General features: G+C 68.1%; 16 protein-coding genes. 7 read left to right on the top strand and 9 right to left on the bottom strand.

Features of this window, described 5'->3' with window-relative positions; translation table 11 throughout:
• Positions 1-16 precede the first annotated feature (16 nt).
• The 7 genes from AC1DTW_RS19765 to AC1DTW_RS19735 are packed head-to-tail and all read left to right on the top strand — an operon-like array spanning position 17 to position 5045.
• Positions 17-2038 (top strand): hypothetical protein, encoded by a 2022-nt coding sequence (locus AC1DTW_RS19765; RefSeq protein ID WP_477983089.1) that lies wholly within the window; start codon positions 17-19, stop codon positions 2036-2038.
• The gene (locus tag AC1DTW_RS19760) at positions 2035-2562 is read left to right on the top strand and encodes a hypothetical protein (protein WP_477983088.1); all 528 of its coding nucleotides are present in this window, start codon (positions 2035-2037) and stop codon (positions 2560-2562) included. Before AC1DTW_RS19765 ends, AC1DTW_RS19760 begins: the two co-directional genes overlap by 4 nt.
• Positions 2559-2783 (top strand): phosphopantetheine-binding protein, encoded by a 225-nt coding sequence (locus tag AC1DTW_RS19755; RefSeq protein WP_477983087.1) that lies wholly within the window; start codon positions 2559-2561, stop codon positions 2781-2783. Before AC1DTW_RS19760 ends, AC1DTW_RS19755 begins: the two co-directional genes overlap by 4 nt.
• The gene (locus tag AC1DTW_RS19750; protein ID WP_477983086.1) at positions 2780-3037 is read left to right on the top strand and encodes a hypothetical protein; all 258 of its coding nucleotides are present in this window, start codon (positions 2780-2782) and stop codon (positions 3035-3037) included. Before AC1DTW_RS19755 ends, AC1DTW_RS19750 begins: the two co-directional genes overlap by 4 nt.
• Complete coding sequence (locus tag AC1DTW_RS19745) at positions 3034-4056, top strand: ketoacyl-ACP synthase III (protein WP_477983085.1); 1023 nt, start codon at positions 3034-3036, stop codon at positions 4054-4056. Before AC1DTW_RS19750 ends, AC1DTW_RS19745 begins: the two co-directional genes overlap by 4 nt.
• 3 nt (positions 4057-4059) lie before the next feature.
• Positions 4060-4305, top strand: a complete 246-nt coding sequence (locus AC1DTW_RS19740) for a hypothetical protein (RefSeq protein WP_477983084.1) — start codon at positions 4060-4062, stop codon at positions 4303-4305.
• The gene (locus tag AC1DTW_RS19735) at positions 4302-5045 is read left to right on the top strand and encodes an SDR family NAD(P)-dependent oxidoreductase (RefSeq protein ID WP_477983083.1); all 744 of its coding nucleotides are present in this window, start codon (positions 4302-4304) and stop codon (positions 5043-5045) included. Before AC1DTW_RS19740 ends, AC1DTW_RS19735 begins: the two co-directional genes overlap by 4 nt.
• On the opposite strand, the gene AC1DTW_RS19730 is transcribed toward AC1DTW_RS19735, so the two are convergent.
• From AC1DTW_RS19730 to AC1DTW_RS19690, 9 genes are read right to left on the bottom strand one after another with little or no spacing between them, the layout of a single operon-like run.
• Positions 5042-6508, bottom strand: coding sequence for a LamG domain-containing protein (locus tag AC1DTW_RS19730; RefSeq protein WP_477983082.1), 1467 nt, complete (start codon positions 6506-6508; stop codon positions 5042-5044). The genes AC1DTW_RS19735 and AC1DTW_RS19730 overlap by 4 nt on opposite strands.
• The gene (locus AC1DTW_RS19725; protein WP_477983081.1) at positions 6505-9639 is read right to left on the bottom strand and encodes a phage tail protein; all 3135 of its coding nucleotides are present in this window, start codon (positions 9637-9639) and stop codon (positions 6505-6507) included. The genes AC1DTW_RS19730 and AC1DTW_RS19725 overlap by 4 nt, the downstream gene beginning before the upstream one ends.
• Positions 9639-10097: an NlpC/P60 family protein gene (locus AC1DTW_RS19720; protein ID WP_477983080.1), complete on the bottom strand. Its 459-nt coding sequence runs from the start codon at positions 10095-10097 to the stop codon at positions 9639-9641. Before AC1DTW_RS19720 ends, AC1DTW_RS19725 begins: the two co-directional genes overlap by 1 nt.
• Complete coding sequence (locus AC1DTW_RS19715; RefSeq protein WP_477983079.1) at positions 10097-10801, bottom strand: DUF2163 domain-containing protein; 705 nt, start codon at positions 10799-10801, stop codon at positions 10097-10099. The genes AC1DTW_RS19720 and AC1DTW_RS19715 overlap by 1 nt, the downstream gene beginning before the upstream one ends.
• Before the next feature lie 2 nt (positions 10802-10803).
• The gene (locus AC1DTW_RS19710) at positions 10804-11598 is read right to left on the bottom strand and encodes a LamG-like jellyroll fold domain-containing protein (protein WP_477983078.1); all 795 of its coding nucleotides are present in this window, start codon (positions 11596-11598) and stop codon (positions 10804-10806) included.
• Positions 11595-12200 (bottom strand): DUF2460 domain-containing protein, encoded by a 606-nt coding sequence (locus AC1DTW_RS19705; RefSeq protein ID WP_477983077.1) that lies wholly within the window; start codon positions 12198-12200, stop codon positions 11595-11597. Before AC1DTW_RS19705 ends, AC1DTW_RS19710 begins: the two co-directional genes overlap by 4 nt.
• Positions 12197-17041, bottom strand: coding sequence for a zinc ribbon domain-containing protein (locus tag AC1DTW_RS19700; protein WP_477983076.1), 4845 nt, complete (start codon positions 17039-17041; stop codon positions 12197-12199). The genes AC1DTW_RS19705 and AC1DTW_RS19700 overlap by 4 nt, the downstream gene beginning before the upstream one ends.
• Positions 17017-17253 carry a hypothetical protein gene (locus tag AC1DTW_RS19695; protein ID WP_477983075.1) on the bottom strand — a complete coding sequence of 79 codons (237 nt, stop codon included), beginning with the start codon at positions 17251-17253 and terminating at the stop codon, positions 17017-17019. Before AC1DTW_RS19695 ends, AC1DTW_RS19700 begins: the two co-directional genes overlap by 25 nt.
• 41 nt (positions 17254-17294) lie before the next feature.
• Entirely contained in the window at positions 17295-17678 is a 384-nt protein-coding gene (locus AC1DTW_RS19690) for a hypothetical protein (protein ID WP_477983074.1), read from the bottom strand.

Raw genomic sequence — 17678 nt, 5'->3', positions numbered from 1 at the left:
GCCCCACCCGATCACGATGATCGAGAACGTCCAGCTCGAGGCGTTCGAGAAGGCGGTCTACACGCGCGACCATGAGCACGCCGGGCACCTGCTGCTGGTCGCGCTGCGGCGCCTGAAGGCCGGCGCCGACTTCATCGGCTACGTTCCGGACCCGCGCGTCAAGACGGTGCTGTACACGCGCTTCTGCGCCGCGGTGGTCGCACTGATCGCCGACCCCAAGTTCATGCTGTCGCAGGAGGGCTTCGATCACCTGGCGTCCGAGCATGCCGTCACGGACCTGCTGTTTCGCGCCAGTGCGTTCGAGACCTCGGATCACCTGTTGCCCCAGATCGCCGCCAACCCGACCGAGCCCACCGCGAAGCTGCGCCTGACCGACGGCGCTGGGGTGCTCAAGTTCCTGCTGACCTATTCGCTCCGCAGCGGCTTCGCCCTCAACTTCGAGGAGACCTTCCGGCGCTCGCCGCAGGTCACGTTTGCGCTGTGGGCCGGCATGATCTCGCCGCTGCTGACCACCGCGGTGCAGGCGCAGGATCGGCGCGAGGCGCTGCTCGGCATGCACGGGCTGTTCGCCGCGGTGAAACCATCCGACGCGATCCTGCCGACCCTGTCGGACAGCTACATGTACACCAGCTATGGGCTGCGCCGCGACAAGCACGACGCGAAGGCGACGATGCATCGCCTCTTCGCCCAGATGTTCGTCGACCGCGGCATCAAGCTACCGACCGAGCAGGATCTGGCCGATCGCCGCGCGACGACGATCGCCAGCGGCGACAAGCCGACGATCCTGATCTGCATCGAGTGGTTCACCAGCCTGCACGCGATGTACCGCTGCTACGCGCCGATCATCAGGCAGCTGCGCACGCGCTTTCGCCTGGTCGGCATGAGCCGTGAGATGGACATCGACGAGATCGGGAAGGCCGAGTTCGACGAGTGGCACCAGGTGCCGGCGCAGCTGTCGATCGAGGACCTGGTCGCGAAGGTCACCTGCATCGCTCCGGACATCATCTATCACCCGAGTATCGGCATGGCGATGTGGTGGGTCGTGCTGGCCAGCGTGCGGCTCGCGCCGATCCAGCTGATGACCTTGGGCCACCCGGCCAGCAGCCGTTCGCCGTGCATGGACTACGTGCTGTGCGACGAGGGGGCGATCGGCGACCCGGCGCTGTTCACCGAGAAGATCGTCGAGTACCCGAACGGCTCGGCGCGCTTCATCATGCGACCCGACGCAGAGTTTCCGGAAGCGCTGCGCGAGGACGCGCCGGAGACGGTTCACATCGCGGTGCCGGCGATGCTGTGCAAGCTGAACGCGACCTTCCTGAGAACGCTGAGCGAGATCAAGGCACAGGCCGGCCGCCAGGTCGAGTTCCACTTCTTCGTCAACATGCTCGGCATCAACCTGCACCAGGCCGCACGCGAGATCCGCGACTGGCTGCCGAACGACGGCGACCGGATCGTGGCGAAGATCTACGAGCGCACTGCGTACAACCAGTACCTGAACCACCTGCGGCAGTGCCACCTGCACCTGTGCACCTTCCCGTTCGGCGGCACCAATTCGAACATCGACAGCATGATCCTCGGCATCCCGCTGGTCGCGCTGCTGGGAGATGAGCCCCACGAACGCTTCGACGCGATGATGATCCGCCGCGCCGGCCTGCCAGAGTCGCTGGTCGCGAAGTCGCGCGACGACTATGTGGCCGAGGCCGTGCGGCTGATCGGCGACGACGGCGCACGCAACGCCCTGCGCGACCACCTTCTCGGCTTCGACCTGCAGGGCGAGTTCTTCGGCGAGCCGCCGGAGGATCGGCGCACGGCGTTCGTCGATACGATGACGCGCATCTACGTCACGCACGGAGGCTCGGCCGATGGATCCGGAACTGAGGGCGCTGCTCCTGGCAGCGAAGGCCCAAATGGAGGCGGACGCGGTCGAGCTGGAGAGCACGACGCGCTGGTGCCGTTCGCTGGCCAAGTTGATCGAACAGGACGGCATGCCGAAGGCCTGGGAGGACCTGGTCGCCTACCTGCGGAGGCACGGTCATGAGGTTTGAGCTCGACACCCTTCGGGCATCCGTCGCGGTCGAACCCGACGCACCCAGCAACCCGACGCGCAAGGAGCTGCGCGAGGCCACGGACCGGCTGATCCACAGCGCGCTGCTCGTCAACGACCTGCCCGAGCTCGTGCACCTGTCGGCCGAGACGATGTGCACCGTCGCGACCGCCCTGCTCCGCTTCAACCGCGAGCCGACGGTGCCGGACTTCGTCGAGGCGAGCCAGGCGCTGATCGAGCAAGGCCGCGCGGTGATGGACAAGGGCCTGATGCTGCGCAGCTGGGAGACCGTGAGCTGCGGCGCCGTCATGCTCGAGCTGACGGTGCGCGGCATCTGCGCGGCGCTGTCGGTGCCGTATGACCGGGTGCTGGTCGAGGTGCATCGCGCGCGCGTCGCGGGCGAGAACGCACAGGTGCGGCAGATCCTGATCGATGCCGGCCTGGTGGCGGCCGAGGTTGACGAATCCACGAATCAGCCGGGTGACAAAGCGCCCGAAATGCAGGAAGGCGCTCCATGAAACAGCAACTACTCACCGGCATCGCCGAGATCCTCGAGGTCCCGGCCGTCGCGCCGGAGACTCTTCTCGCCGACGCCGGATCGTGGGATTCGCTCGCCGTGGTTTGCACGATCGCGTTGCTCGACGAGAAGGCCGGCGTCGAGGTTGACGGGCAAGCGCTCGCGGCGTGCGTGACGGTGGCCGACGTGCTGAAGCTGGCGGGCGTCGAGGCCGCGGCGTGAACCGTCACCAGCACCCGAGCAACAACGACGTGCTGCGCGCGCCGCCGGGTGCCACGATCGACGACTGCATGGCGCTGCCGATCACGCGCGTGCGCTATGGCGACGGCACGAACGCGGTCGTCTCCTACTGGCTGCCGACCACCGAAGAACTGGGGCGCCTGAACGCCGGGAAGGCGATCGGCCTCCTGGTGATGGGTGTCACGCATCCGCCGCTCTACATCGCGGTCGACGGCGACGAGGCGCTACCGCAATGAACGGCCACGCCACCGCCCGTGGTTCGATCATCGGCGTCGTCTCTGCGGTGCCGGCGCGCGTCATCACGAACGCCGACTGCCCAGACCCAGTTGCTGCCGACGAAGCCGCGAAGCTGACCGGCGTGCTCGAGCGGCGCTGGGTCGGCGCTGGCCAGTCGGCGCGCACGCTCTGCACCGACGCGGCGAAGCGGCTGCTCGAAGGCCTCGCGTGGGCGCCGGCGAGCATCGACGTGCTGGTCTACGTCACCCAGACCCCGGAGGGCGCGGTACCGGCCGATGTGTACCGCATCGCCGCCGAGCTGGGGTTGCCGGTGTCGTGCGCCTGCCTCCAGATCAACTGGTCGTGCAGCGGGTATGTCTACGGCCTGTGGACCACGATGCGACTGCTGCAGCCCGGCCAGCGCGCCCTGCTGCTGGTGGGCGACGCGACCAGCACGATCGCTGATCCAGCCGACCGAGCGACCGCGCCGCTGTTCGGCGACGCCGGCAGCGCGACGGCGATCTTCGGAGGCGGCGATGATGTGCAGTCATTCGACCAGCAGAATTTCGTGTTCGGCACCGCCGGCATGGGCGCCGACAAGCTCTGCTGCAACCTCCACGGCTCGATCACGCTCGGCGAGCGGATCGAAGGGCCGCACCTGCACATGGACGGCGCAGCGGTCTTCAACTTCACGCTGAAGCGCGTCCCGCAGCTGGTGGCCGATGTGCTTGCGCTCGACAAGCCGAATTACCTGCTGTTCCACCAAGCCAATCGATTCATGCTCGACCACCTGGTCAAGAAGGCGAAGCTGCTCGACAGCTTCGAGAGAGAACAGATCCCGACGAACATCGCGCGCTTCGGCAACTGCTCGTGCGCGTCGATTCCGTTGCTGATGTGCGCCAGCGACGACGTGATGGCGGCATCGGTCCAGAAGGGCTACACGCGGCTCGCGCTCTTCGGCTTCGGAGCGGGCTGGGCTTGGGCTGGCGCGAGCATCTGGTGCGAGCACATGCAGGTCCTTGAACTGATCGAGGTGTGAACCATGGGAAAAATCGAGCGTTGGACCCACTCTGACGAGGCCGATCTGCAGCGGGCCATCGACCGCAAGGATCGGGTGATAGCCAACAACATGGCGCCGGTGGTCGCGCTGATCCGGTTCGCCGGGATGGAGAACGAGCCGCTGTCCGCCGAGTCGATCGCGGCCGGCATGGTCGCCCAGGCAGACGCGTGGCGCGATGCGCTGGAGCCGTTCGATAGCGGTGTTCGCGTCGCGGTACCCGACGCATGACGACCGCGGCCGATCTGATGCGAGAGGATCCCGGGCTGATCGCCGTGGTCCATGTGCAGCACGCGCGCCGGCGCTACCTGATCACCGGCGCGACGTCAGGCCTGGGCCTATCGATCGCGGCAGCTCTGCTTGCCACCGGCGCCGACTTGCTTCGGATCGGTCGCAAGCATGCCGACTTCAACAATCCGGCCGAGCTTACCAATGTCATCCGTGAGTGCGCGCCGGAGTTCGGCGCCGCCGACGGCATCGTCCACTGCGCCGGCGCCGAGCTGGTCGCCCCGCTGCGAATGACCAGCGACGAGCAGTACCGCGCCGCCATGATGGCCGCCGACAGCGCCTTCGCGATCCTGCGTGCGGCGGCGTCGAAGGGCGTGATGGCAGATGGCGGGTCGATCGTGCTGATGTCGTCGGTAGCCGCGCACCGCGGGACGGCCGGAATGGCAGCCTACAGCGCCTCGAAGGCGGCGATCGAGGGCATGGCAAGGTCGGCGGCCGTCGAGCTCGCTGCGCGCCGCATACGGGTCAACTGCGTGGCGGCCGGCGCGTTCCGCTCGCCGATGCACGATCGCATCACGAAGCGCCTGCCCCAGACTGGCCAGGACGCCTATGCGGCAGCGCATCCGCTGGGCATTGGCGAGGTCGAGGCGGTGCGCGACGCAGTGCTGCACCTGCTGAGCGATGCGGCGCGGTGGACGACCGGATCGACGGTGGTCGTCGACGGTGGGTACCTCGCGGCTTAAGAAACTGGGAGCGCCGCGGTCGGGACCAGGAACGACCTGAACAGCCGGCACTCCCCCTTGGCCAGCTGCATGTCGTCCAGGTTGCCGATCCAGTAATAGGCCGTGAACGACGCGTTCGGCAGCCCTATAAACTGGGTGCCCGCGGAGAGCACGTTCTGGCTGGAGGACACGAAGCGCTCCAGCACGCCGTCGATGAACGTGTACAGGACGCCGTTCTTCCGGCCCACGGCGACGTGCACCCAGGTGACGTCCGTGAGCGCCGTGACGAAGGCGCCGTCGACGCCGTCGCCGGTCTCGTTCCAGTAGGGCACCTTGGTCGACGCGTTGATGCTGATCGAGTACCCGGTCGACGAGCTCGTGTAGTTGGAGAAGATCGTCGGGTCGTTGGACTTCGACCCATTGCGGTACGCCCAGCACTGGAACTGGTAGTCGACCGTCCCGATGTCGAGCTCGCTGGCGTCTGGAAAGGTCAGCCACTTGCCGCTCCCGAGCAGCAGCGAGCCGGCGCCGAACTTCTTGACGCTGGTGTCGAAGTTCGCGCCGCCCACCTGGGTGACCGTCCGCGCGTACGTGCTCTTGTCGGCCACGTCGGAGTCGAACGGGAAGCGCCACAGCACGTTCGAGTAGGCGACGTTCGTCTGCTGCGAGATGGTGGCGCCGGAGTCGGACAGCGGGGCCGTCTGGACGGCGAAGTTCGCTGTCGAGACCGCCTCGCCCTTCACGACGCGCATGTCGCACAGGTAGGACGTGTTCCCGTCGACTATGCCTGGCGAGTTGCCGATCGCCATGTGCGAGCTGTTCGTGATGTTGATCGAGACCGCGGAGCTCCAGGTGATCGTCCCGTTCACGAAGATGCGCAGCGTCGTCCCGTCGTAGGTCGCGCGCACGTGGGTCCACGTGCTGAGGGGCACGTTGCCGGTGGGCGTCGGCGACGACACGCCGTATGCCGTGCCGTTGTACTGGAAGAACGGGTAGCCGGTCGAGCTCTGGACGACGAAGACGAACCCGTTGGTGGCGCCCGTGCCGGTGCGCGTGTCGAAGATGCGGCAGCGCGTGCCGCCGTCGGACGCGCTGTAGACCCAGGCCTCGACCATGAAGGCCGCGCCGAGGTTGAATGGCCCGGTTGAGTCGTTCGGCGCCCGCGCGCCGGTGCTGGTACCCGTCGTCTTGAAGCTGCCAGAGCTCCAGGTCGGTTTGATCGTGGTCTCGACGGTCGCACCGCGGTTCTCCACGCCGTAGCCGACGTAGCCGACGTCGTACCAGGGGGTCGCCGTCCCGTGGAGCAGGAACATGACGTTGGACGGCGTCGGGTCCGGGCTCGGACCGACGCCGCCGCGCGGCCGGCTACCCGCCACGACGCCGAGCATCGCGGGCGTGATGAAGCCGCGCTGCTTGAGTCGCGAGCGATATCCGGAACGCTTGACGGCGATGCGCTGACCATGCGCCAGCGTCGGCATGCTCATGTCGTGTCGCCGAACAGCACCCACTGGTCGGGCGCGCGCATGAACAGGCCCAGCGTGGAGTTCTGCGCCCGGGCCGTGTTCGATGAGGAGTTCGCCACGACCACGTTGGCCTGCGCCGAGATCGTGAGATTGCCCGCGCCGCGACGGTTGAGCAGCATCGAAACACCGTTCGCGAAGGAGACGTTGGCGGCGCTCGGCACCGTGATGACGACGGCGTTCGCGCTGTTCACGTCGATCCAGGCGACGTTCGCATCAGCCAGCACCAGCGTGTAGTTCGCCGTCTGCGTGTTGACCGTCAGCCGGGGCATGTCGCCGCCGGCCAGCGCGCGCATGCTCGCGTTGCCGTTGGCGCCGCTCGACGGCCCGGCCAGGAAGGTGTTCGCGACCACCGCATTGCCGAGGTCGGTCGGCACGATGTTGCGGAAGGACGGCGCGGCGGCGTTGCCGCTCGACGGCCCGGCCCACACGAGGCCGGCGCTCTGGTTCGCGAGGGAAACGGCCAGGGTCCCGTTCGCGGTCAGCGGCGAGTTCGCGACCGAGAAGATCGCGGGCATCGTCAAGGCGATGTTGCCGATGCCGCCGGCGGCCGGAGGCGCACGCCACACGAAGTCGCCATAGAGCACGGTCGTGTTGCTCGCGTTCGCGCCGCCGTTGAAGTCGGTGGCCGCGAGCGCGCGGAACGCTGGCGCCGTGGCGTTGCCGGTCAGAGGCCCGGCGAGGAAAGTCGCCGCGTTCTGTGCGATCAGCGTGACGGTCAGGTTGCCGGTCGTCGTGACCGGCGTGTTCGAGACGCTGAAGATCGCCGCCGGCATCGACAGGCCGACGCTGGTCACGCCGGTCGGCGGTGTTGGGCTGAAGCTGACGATGACCGTGTCGCCGTTCGGGATCTCGGCGCCACCGGCCTTGTAGGTGACGCCGAAGACCTGATACCCGGCCGGCGCGTTCGAGCTGGTCAGCGTGTAGCTGGCCCACTTGTTGGTGTCCGCCAGGTCGCGCAGCTCCATGTACCCGGCGCTGCCGACGCTGGCGAAGTAGTTCACCATGTTCGCGCCGTCGTTGGTCTGCGCGTCGAACACGACCTGGTTCGCCAGCGACTGCGCGGCGTTGTTGAACCGCATCTTCCCGGCGCCCGGATCCGCGACGTTCGCGGTCGAGCGGTCCGCGATGAAGGAATAGCCGTTGCCGGTAGCGGCCTGCGCGACCAGGTTGAAGGTGATGGGCGTCACGTCCGACAGTGCCTGCAGGCCACCGCCGGTCTTGTTGAAGCTCAGCAGCTTGATGTAGAGCGTCGTCCCGTAGAGCGACGGCGACACGTCGAACTTCTGCACCGCGTCGTCGAGGCGCATGAACTTGGCGCCGGCGACGTGCGCTGCGATCGAGCTGCCGGCCTGGCCGCGGCGGATGTAGGTCGTGAGGTCGTAGGCGTTCGGCGCGGTCAGCGTCTCGGCCGAGTAGGCGATCAGCTCTTGCAACGCCGCGTTGGCGCCGCTGACATAGGACAGCGTGACCAGGCCATCGGCGTCGGAAGTTGTGCCGCCGCTCAGCGTGCCGCGCGAGACCGTCAGGTCCACCGACAGCGTGTGTGTGACGTCGGGGTCGACGCCGGTCGGGAAGTTCGCGGTCAGCACGCCGTAGCGCGCCGGGTTCGTGATCGCGCCGGCGCGCGCGTACGAGCTGCCGCCGTCGGTGCTGACCCAGACCTGCGCCCCGCCCCACTCGTCGCCGCCCTGCGCACCGATCCAGACCTGCGGCGTCAGGCTCAGCGCCAGCGGCGGCTGGAATATCACCGGCGCATAGGTGTCGCCGGGATCAACCGCGGCCGCCGGCGTGCTGCCGCTGCTGGGCTGGGTCGCGTAGCTGCCCGGGGTCGACACGCCGACGGTCAGGTCCTCGGCGGTCATCGCGAGATGCCCGTTCTCGTCCTCTTCGATCGAGGTGAGCCGCACCGGCGTCTGGTCCAGGCCCGTCAGCGCGTCGGTCAGCGAGACGATGTCCATCGGCTCGAGGCGCGCATAGCGCCACCCGACGGTGAACTCGTACGTGTTGCGCACGTAGAGCTGGCGCTGCATGATGGTCTGCGCCACGGTGCGGCCGATGTTCGCGTCGCAGATCGCGTGGGCGGTGATCGGCGCCATCGGGCGCAGCCCGTAGGTCTCGATGTTCCACTGGTCCTTGCCCTCGACGACCGTCGTGTTGTACTGGTTCGCGCGGTCGAGGCACTCGATCTGCACCTGGTTGAACGCGTCGGCCTGGCGCTTGCGCAGGATCTTGACCGGCGGCTGGCCAGGCTCGGCGAGGAAGTCGCTGTAGCCGAGGTCGTACTGGACGGTCAGGTCCGGCGTGTAGCTGCCGACCGGCTCGTCGGCGTAGGGTTTGATCTTGAGCACGCCCTCTGACCACACCGGCGCCGAGTTGCCGACCTGGCACAGCTCGGCGACGCCTTGCGATGCCGGCGCCTGCGCCGTGTACGCTGGCGACACCAGGAAGCCAGCGGCGGCGCAGTAGTCGCGGAAGTCCGTCAGGTCGCCGAGCTGCGCGCTGGGCCAGCCGGCGCCGAACTTGTTGGAGGTCAGGTAGGGGTCGAGCACGTCGGCCGGGTTCACATCGGACGTGCCGACCAGGCCGATCACTTCGAACGAGGTGTTCGGCAAGCCGTCGCTGCTGCCCAGGTCGAACGCCGATTGCGCCGCGTAGGCGAGGCCTCGATAGCTGAGCGCCTCGTTCGCGTGGTTCGATACCAGGAAGGACCAGGGCGTCTGGGTGTACGAGCCTTCGAACAGCGACAGGCCGAGCGCGACCGGATCGGTCACCTTCTTGTCGGCCCAGACCGTGCCGATGAAGTTCGCGCCGTTCGCCGACGGGCCCTCCATCAGGCCGAAGATCACGCCCACCGTGTACGTGTAGCTGGTGTTCTGCGTCTCGACGCCACCGCCGCCCTTGCCGCCGCTGGTCGTGGTCTCGGTGTGCGGCACCGCGGTGAAGTCGCCGTACCAGATCAGGTTCGCCGGGATCCGCGTCTTGCCGAAGACGATCGGCACCGGCAGGCCCTGGCTCGAGTTCTGGATGCGCAGCGCGCCGATCTTCGTGTCGGTGTTGGTGATCGTCGTCTTGCTGCCGAAGAGGCCTGCCATCAGAGCCTCCCTGCGATCGAGTAGAAGCGCACGTCGCGCGGCGCGCTGCCGCCGCCCTTCAGGTGCTCGCGCGCGAGGTCGCCCTTCGTGCCGTCGCCCCAGACCACGGCGCCCTCGCGTCGATAGGCGTGCAGGATCCTCGGCCACTCAACGACGATCGCTCCGTGCGAGAAGCAGTGGCCGTACTTCCACGCGACCACGTCGCCGGGCAGCGGCGCGTCGACCGGATCAAGGTATTTCTCGACCCAGCCGAGATAGCGCTCCTCCGATCGGTGCAGCATCCAGTCGGCCGGGTAGTCGCCGGTCTCGAAGTGCGCCACGAGCTTCGCGCCGATGTAGCTGGCGATGATGTATTGCCCGCAGTCGACGCCGCCGCCCTTCACGCGCGCCTTGTGATGCCAGGGCGTGAGAAGCCAGGTCTCGGCTTCGGCAAGGATCGCGGCGCGCCAGGCTTCCATCAGTACGTGAGCTCCGGCGCGGGGATGAACGGCTTACCCCCGAAGTTCGCCTCGTTGCTGAACTTCGCCGAGTTGCAAGTCGTGCGCAGCTTGTCGCAGCCGGGCTTCGTCTGGAACAGGTCGCCGGCGGCCGGCACGAACGGGAACGGGAACGACGGCACGATCACGCCGGTCGTGTGCAGCTTCACCGAGCGGATCACCCCGACGTTCAGGCCGCTGATGAACTTGATCGTGCCGAGGTTGAAGTAGCCCGCGGCCTGCGCCAGGTTGCAGTTGACGCTGTTGCGCGCGCTGTTCGCCGTGGTGTTTCCGGTGACTGTGAACGCCGCGGCGCTGAGCCCGCAGCGCGCGTCGTACAGCGTGTTGACGCATTGCCCCATGTACAGGTTGCGAGGCATCTGGACGTTGAGCAACTCGAGGTCCGACTTCACGAGCATCGCGATCTCGATACCGGTGATGGCGATATCGGAAACGCGGCCGGTGAACACGTTCAGCGAGCCGCACGCCGTCGATCCCGGCGCAGCCGCGAAGGAGCGGTCGACGGAGAGCCGCGCGCCGTCGAAACCGCCGGCCTTGGCGAACTGGGTCAGCGCGACGCCCTGGATCTGGACGTCGGAGTTCACGAGCATCTTCACGTCGAGCTCGTCGACCTCGACGCCGATCATCGACCGGACGGTCCCGCGCTTGATGATGGGATCGGTCATGGTCAGGGCCTCGGGAAAAAGCCGCGCGAGGGGTCGTAGTCCTCGCGGTACAGGCACACGCCGCGCGTGACCCGGACCTCGTCGACCTTCATGCTCGATTGCGAATCCGGGTCGTTCTCCCAGTTCGCGCCGATGCGCAACGGGTTCGATGTGCCGAAGTCCAGTGCGCGCACCTGTTCGGCGATGCGGCGGCCGTCGACAAAGGTGCGCACCGTCTCGCCGTCGTAGCTGACGCAGCACTCGACCGGCACGCCTAGCGGGATGTTCTCCGCGCCACCGGAAGGAGACTCCGTCGTCCCGTCCCAGTAGATGAGCGTGTGCGGCGCCGTGCCGCGGATGAACATTGCCCCGTCCTCGTGCTGGTGCTCTCTGAAATCAAAGAGGCAGTTGCCCTGGCTGGTGACGAAGGCCGCGACGCGGATCCGCGCCTCCCAGGTCCAGGGCTTCCTGCCGAAGCCGAACAGCGCCGTCTTCGGGTAGTCGATGTACGTGCCGGGCGTGATCACCAGCGAGCCGTTCTGCACCAGCGGCAGGTTCGCCGACGAGACCGCGGTGACCGTGTTGCAGATCTGCGCGAAGACCGAGCTGTCCTTGATCGTCTTTCCAGCGTTCCCAGTGCCCTGCTCGAAGCTCAGGCTCAGCACGATGTTGTTGTTGCGCGTGGGCAGCGCGCTCGCGTCGCGGCTCGAGTACGTCAGCACGGTGCCGTCGACCAGCGTGAACGTGTACACGTCCCACATGTCGAACCGGTTCGAGCCCGCCAGCAGCGCGATCAGGTCGGCGCTCGCGGCCTTCATATCTTCGTGCCGAGCGTGCCGACGAACTGCACGACCTTGGCCTCCCACAGCTGGCGCATGAACTGGTTGAATTCCGTCGTGTCGTTGGTGAAGCGGCAGCGGAAGTAATAGACGCCGTCCCAGGTCAGGCTGGTGTTCGCGGCCGGCGCCGACGTGAAGCTGATGAGGCCGGTGCTGCTGCGCGTGTAGTCGGTGGTCGGCGTCTGCAGCACCGCGTCGACATAGATGTCGGCGCTGCCAATGTTCTTCGTCGGCTCGTTCCAGTCACCGAAGGAGCGGATCAGCTGGAAGTCCTCGGTCACGCCGTCGCCGGTACCGAAGGCCTGGCCGAGCGCGACGCTGTCGTCGGGGTCCTGGAAGAGGAACGAATCCCAGGCGCCAAAGCGCGCCATGTAGAAGCCGGCGAGCGACTTCAGCTCCTGGTGGCTGATGCTGTCGCGCAGCAGGTCGTACGCCAGCGTGAAGTCATAGACCGGCGTCGACGCGAAGGTCGCGCGCAGCTCGGACAGGTCGACCGCGATCTGCACGCCGGTGTTGAAGCGCGGCGCCTTGACGGTGTCGTACGTGAGGCCCGCGAGCGACGGGTAGAGGGCGTCGCTCATCTTCCCGGCGTCCTGTTGTCGCGCGCTGCGTCGCCGAGCACCTTCAGCAGGTGCTTGCGATTCGCGATGAAGAAGTCGCCGGCGGACGTGCCAACCAGCTGCACCGGCGCCGCACCGTGGCCGCCGCTGTCGCTGCCCTGCGTGGCCGCGGGCGCAGCGGCTGCCGGCGTCATGCCCTGGATCTGCGCGAGCGGGCTCGACGGCACCTGCCACCAGGTCTTCTGGGCCATCGGCGTGTCGACGCGCGGCGCCATCGAGGTGGCCGTGGCGGCGGCGTTCGTCGAGTCGTTGCCGAGGAAGCGCGCGACGAGCGCCGGGATCCCTGACTTCGCGGCCGGTTGCTCGGCCGCAGGCTTCGCCGTCACGCCCGGCTTCGGGGGATCCATCACGCGCGAGGCGGGAGCGTCGGCCGCCACAGGCTGCGCAGCGGGCGCGGCACTCACCGGCGCGGGCACGGCTGCCGGTGCCGCCGCGGCGGCTACCGGCGCGGCTTGCGGTGCAGCTGCTGGCGCAGGCGCGAGCTCTTCGGGCGTCGCTGCTCCCGCGGCGGCGCTGGGCACCGTCGGCGCCGTGGGCGTCGCGGGACGCGGCTGCTCAGCCGGAGCGGCCGCCGGCGCTGGTGCTTCGATGCTGGGCCGCAGGCCCTGCGGCTGAGGCGTCGAGCGCTCCAGCGGCGCCGGCGCGGAAGCGGCGACCGAGATCGAAGCATCGGCCGGCACGGGCCGTTGCTCGGCCGCCAGTGGCGTGCGCGATTCGGCCAGCGGCAGCGCCATCGTGGGAATCGACGCCTGCTCAGCGACCGCGGCGACTCCAGCGACGGGAGCGGCCGGCGCGGTCGGTGCAACGGATGCTGCGGGTGCTGCGGGTGCTGCCGGAGCGACGCCGGCCACCGCAGCCGCCTGGGCATCCTTCGCGGCCGCAGCTGGCGCTGCCGGCGCGGCCGCCTTGGCCATGGCTGCGGTCTCGGCCACCGGTGCGACTGGTGCGACCGGTGCGACTCCAGCGACCGACGCAGCGGCGGCAACGTCCGCGGGCTTCGCGGTCGAAGCGGTCGAAGCGATCGCAGCCGTGGCGGCAGCATCCGCGCGTTCAGCAGCGGGTGCGATCTGGCCGACCTCGGCACTCTCGACCGTTGGCGCGGTCGGCGCGATCGGCGCAGCCGGTGCGGTGGGCGCGGTGGGCGCAGCCTGCTGCTCGACGATGATCTTCGTCTCGGGCGCCGCGGACGTTTCGGTCGACGACTCACCAGGCCGCGCAGGAGCGCTGCCGCCAGGCGCGGGCGGCGCAGGTACCGGCGCGGCGGCGATCGTCGCGCCTTGGGCCGGTTCCGGGGCTGCGCTCGGCGTCAGCGGTGCGACGCTCGTCGGCGATATGTCCGCACGGGCCTCGGGCGCGGCCGGCGGCGCAACCGTCGTAGCCCGTTCTGCGGTCTCGACCGCCGGCGCAGCTTGGGCTACCGGCGCAACAGGGGCGACCTCCGCAGCCTCCGCGCGCTCGGCAGTTGGTGCAGTCGGTGCAGTTGGAGCAACGTCGGCGCGCTCGGCCACAAGCGCGACGGGCGCGGTGGCGGCGATATCGGCCACGGCAGCGGCCGTCGTTTTGCCCGCAGGTGCGGCGATCTGGTCTGGCGTCGGCGCGGCCGCCGCGACTGGCGCAGCAGCTGCCGGTGCAGCCGACTCCGTTGGCTTGCCGGGCTGGTCAGGGGCGCTCGAGATCGACGCCTGCGGCATCGTTACTGGCGCGGTCGCGATCGCGGCGTCTCGGGCCGGCTCCTGGCTCGCGCCAGGCAGTGGCGGCGCGGCGGTCGACGGCGACACGTCCGGGCGTTCGGACGCAGGCGGCGGCGCCAGCGATGTGGACACATCCACAGGTACAGGGCGCTGCTCGGGTGCGAGCGACGCGATCGGGTCGGCCGGCGGCGCGGCCTTCGACACCGGTGCCTCGACAGGCAGCGGCGCCGGCGGCACGGTCGAGGTGGCCGCGTCGGCTGGTACGGGTGCGTTCGGGTCGATCGCAGCCCTCTTCGCGTCGTCGCGGCCGCCGTCCGGCGCGAGCGCGCTGGTGATCTGCTCGAAGGTGTCGGTCAGCGGCTTCAGGCCTCCCTTGCCGACCAGCTCGCGAAGCCCCTGAGCGAAGGGCGCGGGCAGGATGGTCTCGTCCTTGTGGACGATGTTCAGGCGATCCTTGTCGACGCGATACTCGCCGCCTTCCGACGATGCGATGTTGCTGATGAAGCCGAGCACCGTTGCGCCGGCCGCGACGGCCGCCACAGGTGCGAGGAAGGGCCCGACGTAGGGAATGGCCGCAATCGCCGCATAGACGGCCGCTGCGGCCTCCCAGGCCTTCGCGCCGATGGCGACGATGGCACCGCCGATCGTCAGGCCCTTGCCGGTAGCAGCAGCGGCGACCTCGGTCGTGGTGCGTATCGCAGCACCGGCTTCGACCGCCGTCGTCTTGACGGCCTCGGAGCCCTCGACGATAGCGGTGGTCGCAACCACCACGCCCTGGGTCGTGGTCTGTTCAGTGGTGGCGACGCCCGCGCGCGTGGTGGCGCCGGTCGTGCTGGCCGCAGTCTTCGCGTGCTCGCCAACCGTCCATTTCATGACGATCTTCTGGATGCCGTTGGTCACGAACGAGACCATCTGGTCCATCAGCTTGTTGACGCCCGTCACGTCGAAGAGCCGGTCGGTGAACTTCTGCGCGATCAGGTTCGTGAAGGTGTTCGCGACGTTGATCCCGAACTGCCGGAACACGTCGCCGATCTTCTTGGTGCCCGACAGCAGGTCGTTGACCATCGTCGCGAAGCTGGACTGCACCGACTGCTGTGCCTGGATCGAGTACTTCGAGCGCTCGAGCTGGGCCGCGCGATCGATGGTCGACAGCTTCTGCTGGTGCTGACGCTCGGCGGCCTCCGCGTCTGCGTCGAGCTGGGCCCGCTCCTTGATCGCTTGAGCCTGGTCGCCGTGGATCAGCGCGCGCTTCGCATTGATCTGCTCGAGCGCCGCGTCGTAGCTCTTCTGCTCGATCTGCTTCTCGACCGCGAAGGCGTCATCGGCATCGATCTGGCGCAGCGCCTTCTTCTGCTCGAGCACCGCGGTCTCGGTCTGGATCTCGTCGTCTGCCGCGGCCTTCGTGCGCGTGGACTTGATGCCCGCCAGGTCGTCGGCCAGCTTGCGCTCGGCGTCCGCGCGCTCGGCCGCGATCGCGCGCGAGGCCTCGACGCCCTGCGCCTCGAGCACGTTGATCTCGCCCTGCAGCTTGACCTGCTCGGTCTTGAACTTCAGCGCCTGGGTGTCGTACTTCGCCTTGTCTTGCGACGTGGCGGCGCTGCCGGACTTTGCCTGCGCGGCCTTCTCGGCGTCGGCAGCGTCCTGCAGCTCCTTGCGCTTCGTGGCCAGGGTCAGGTCGTTGCCCTTCTTCTCGATCGCGAGCTTCGCGTCGTAGTACTCGGCGATCGACAGCAGGTTGTTCTTGTACGCCTCGTCGTAGATCGCTTGGGCTTCCTTCAGGTGCTCCTGGTCGAGGTTGAGCTCGGCCTCGTTCTGGGCCTTCAGCAACGCCAGGCGCGCCGCGAGCTTCTCGCCGCTGCCCTTGTCTTCCTTGCCGATGTCGGCGGTCTTTGTGCCACCGGGCGGCGCGCCCTTCGGGGTGCCCTGCTGTGGCGCCGACAGCGGCTTCATCGCCGCCTTGTCCATGTCCTCGGCGCCCTTCTGGGCGATCGCGACAGCCTTGGCGACGCCCTCGGACAGGATCCGGTTGCGGTCGGCGACGGCCTCCTGCCATGCGGCTTTCGCGCCGGCGAAGTCCAGATGCAGCGCGCGCTCGGCCACCGCGGCGAAGTTCACCATGCCGGAGCCCATCAGCTGCAGCCCGACCTTGACGGCGTTCACGACCTCCTGGAAGCTGACGCGAAAGCCAATCCACGCGATCTGCACAACAGCGAGCACGTTGCGGAAGATCTGCATCGCGCTCGGCGCCTCGCCGCCGAAGATCTCGGCGATGCCGCCACCGACCGCTCTGATGCCGTCGATGATGTCGCCGACCACTTCGCCCACGGTGGCACTCAGGTCCTGCCAGATCTCGACGAACACCGTGACGGCGGCCTTCATGCCCTCCACAAGTGCGGGCCCGATCGATGCGAGTTGCTCGGCCGACTTCGTGAAGATCGGAATCACCGCCTCGCCGATCGTCTTCTCCAGGCCCTTCATCACGTCGCCGACGTCGTTCATCGCCTCCTTGTATTTCTTCGAGGCGGCGACGCCCTCTTCGGTGATGACGAGGTTCAGCTCCTGGTTCTTCTTCTTGGCCTCCTCTAGCTTCTCGGAGTTCAGGCGCATCAGCTTCTGAACGTCGTCGACGCTGCGGCCGAAGAGTTTCATCGCGACCTGTGTCTGATCGATGCCGGGCTTGTACTGGGCGACGATCTGGATCGCCTCCATGAACACCTGGTTCGAGTCCTTCTGGCCGTTCTTCAGCCCGTCGACATCCACGCCGAGGGCGCGCATCTCGTCGGAGTTCGTGCGCAGCGCGCGGTTGAACTTCAGGAACGCGCCGGTGTAGGTGTCGGCATCGGTGCCGATGTCGTCCAGCGCGGTGTTCAGCGTGCCGGCGTCCTCGCCGGTGATGCCCAGCGTGCGGCTGAGCTTCATCGCCTCGGCGTTGAGCGTGTTCGTCTCGTCGATGACGTGCTTGAAGGCGGCGCCGCCGCCGACCACCGCCGCCATCGCGGTGAAGCGCTCGAGGACCTTGCCGAAAATGCCCGTGACCTCGCCCATCTTCGACTTGAGGTCGTCGATGGTCGCGCCGAACTTGACATTTACTTCATCAGTTCCCGCAGCCATTCAGGTCTTCCCGTGACGATCCCGCCCGCGCCAGCCATCAGGTCCATCAGCGCCTGGCGGTCCTGCGATTTCTGTTCAGGCGAGGCCTTCGCAGTTGCAGCCTTCTTGTCCAGCTTCGCCCCGGTCCACTGAGCGATGACCCATGCGCTGACCGACAGCGGCGGCACGCGGCCCCAGTGCTCGCAGATCGCCGCGTAGCGCGGCAGGGTCATCTCCTGGTCGATGTATTCCCAGGTCCAGCCGAACGCGTCGATCAGGGCGCAGTAGGTGGCGTCCCAGTCGACGCCCTGGCTTCCCCCGAGCCACCGCCTTCCGCCTTCTCGAACCCGGCGACCGCCAGCACCGCGCCGAGCACGTCCTGGTAGTTGCCGAGGTCGAGCATCAGGTTGACCTGCTCCACCGTCATCGATGGGTAGTTGCGCGCCATCGCGGACTGCACGATCTTCGCGACGGTGCCCATCTGGGCCGGCGTGGGCCGCAGGCCAATCTGCGCGAGCCCAGCGACCTCGTCTTGCAACTCCTGCACCGCGGTGAAGGCGAGCGGAGGAATGCGGTACTGCTCGTCGCCGATGGTCACCCACCGGCCACCCCGCTTCAGCTCCGGCTGGACCCGGACCGGCACGTCGTCGTCGCTCAT

The organism is Rhizobacter sp. P5_A1 (assembly GCF_056400745.1).
The sequence above is the reverse complement of the archived record's forward strand: the minus strand, read 5'-3'. Positions and strand labels throughout refer to the sequence as shown.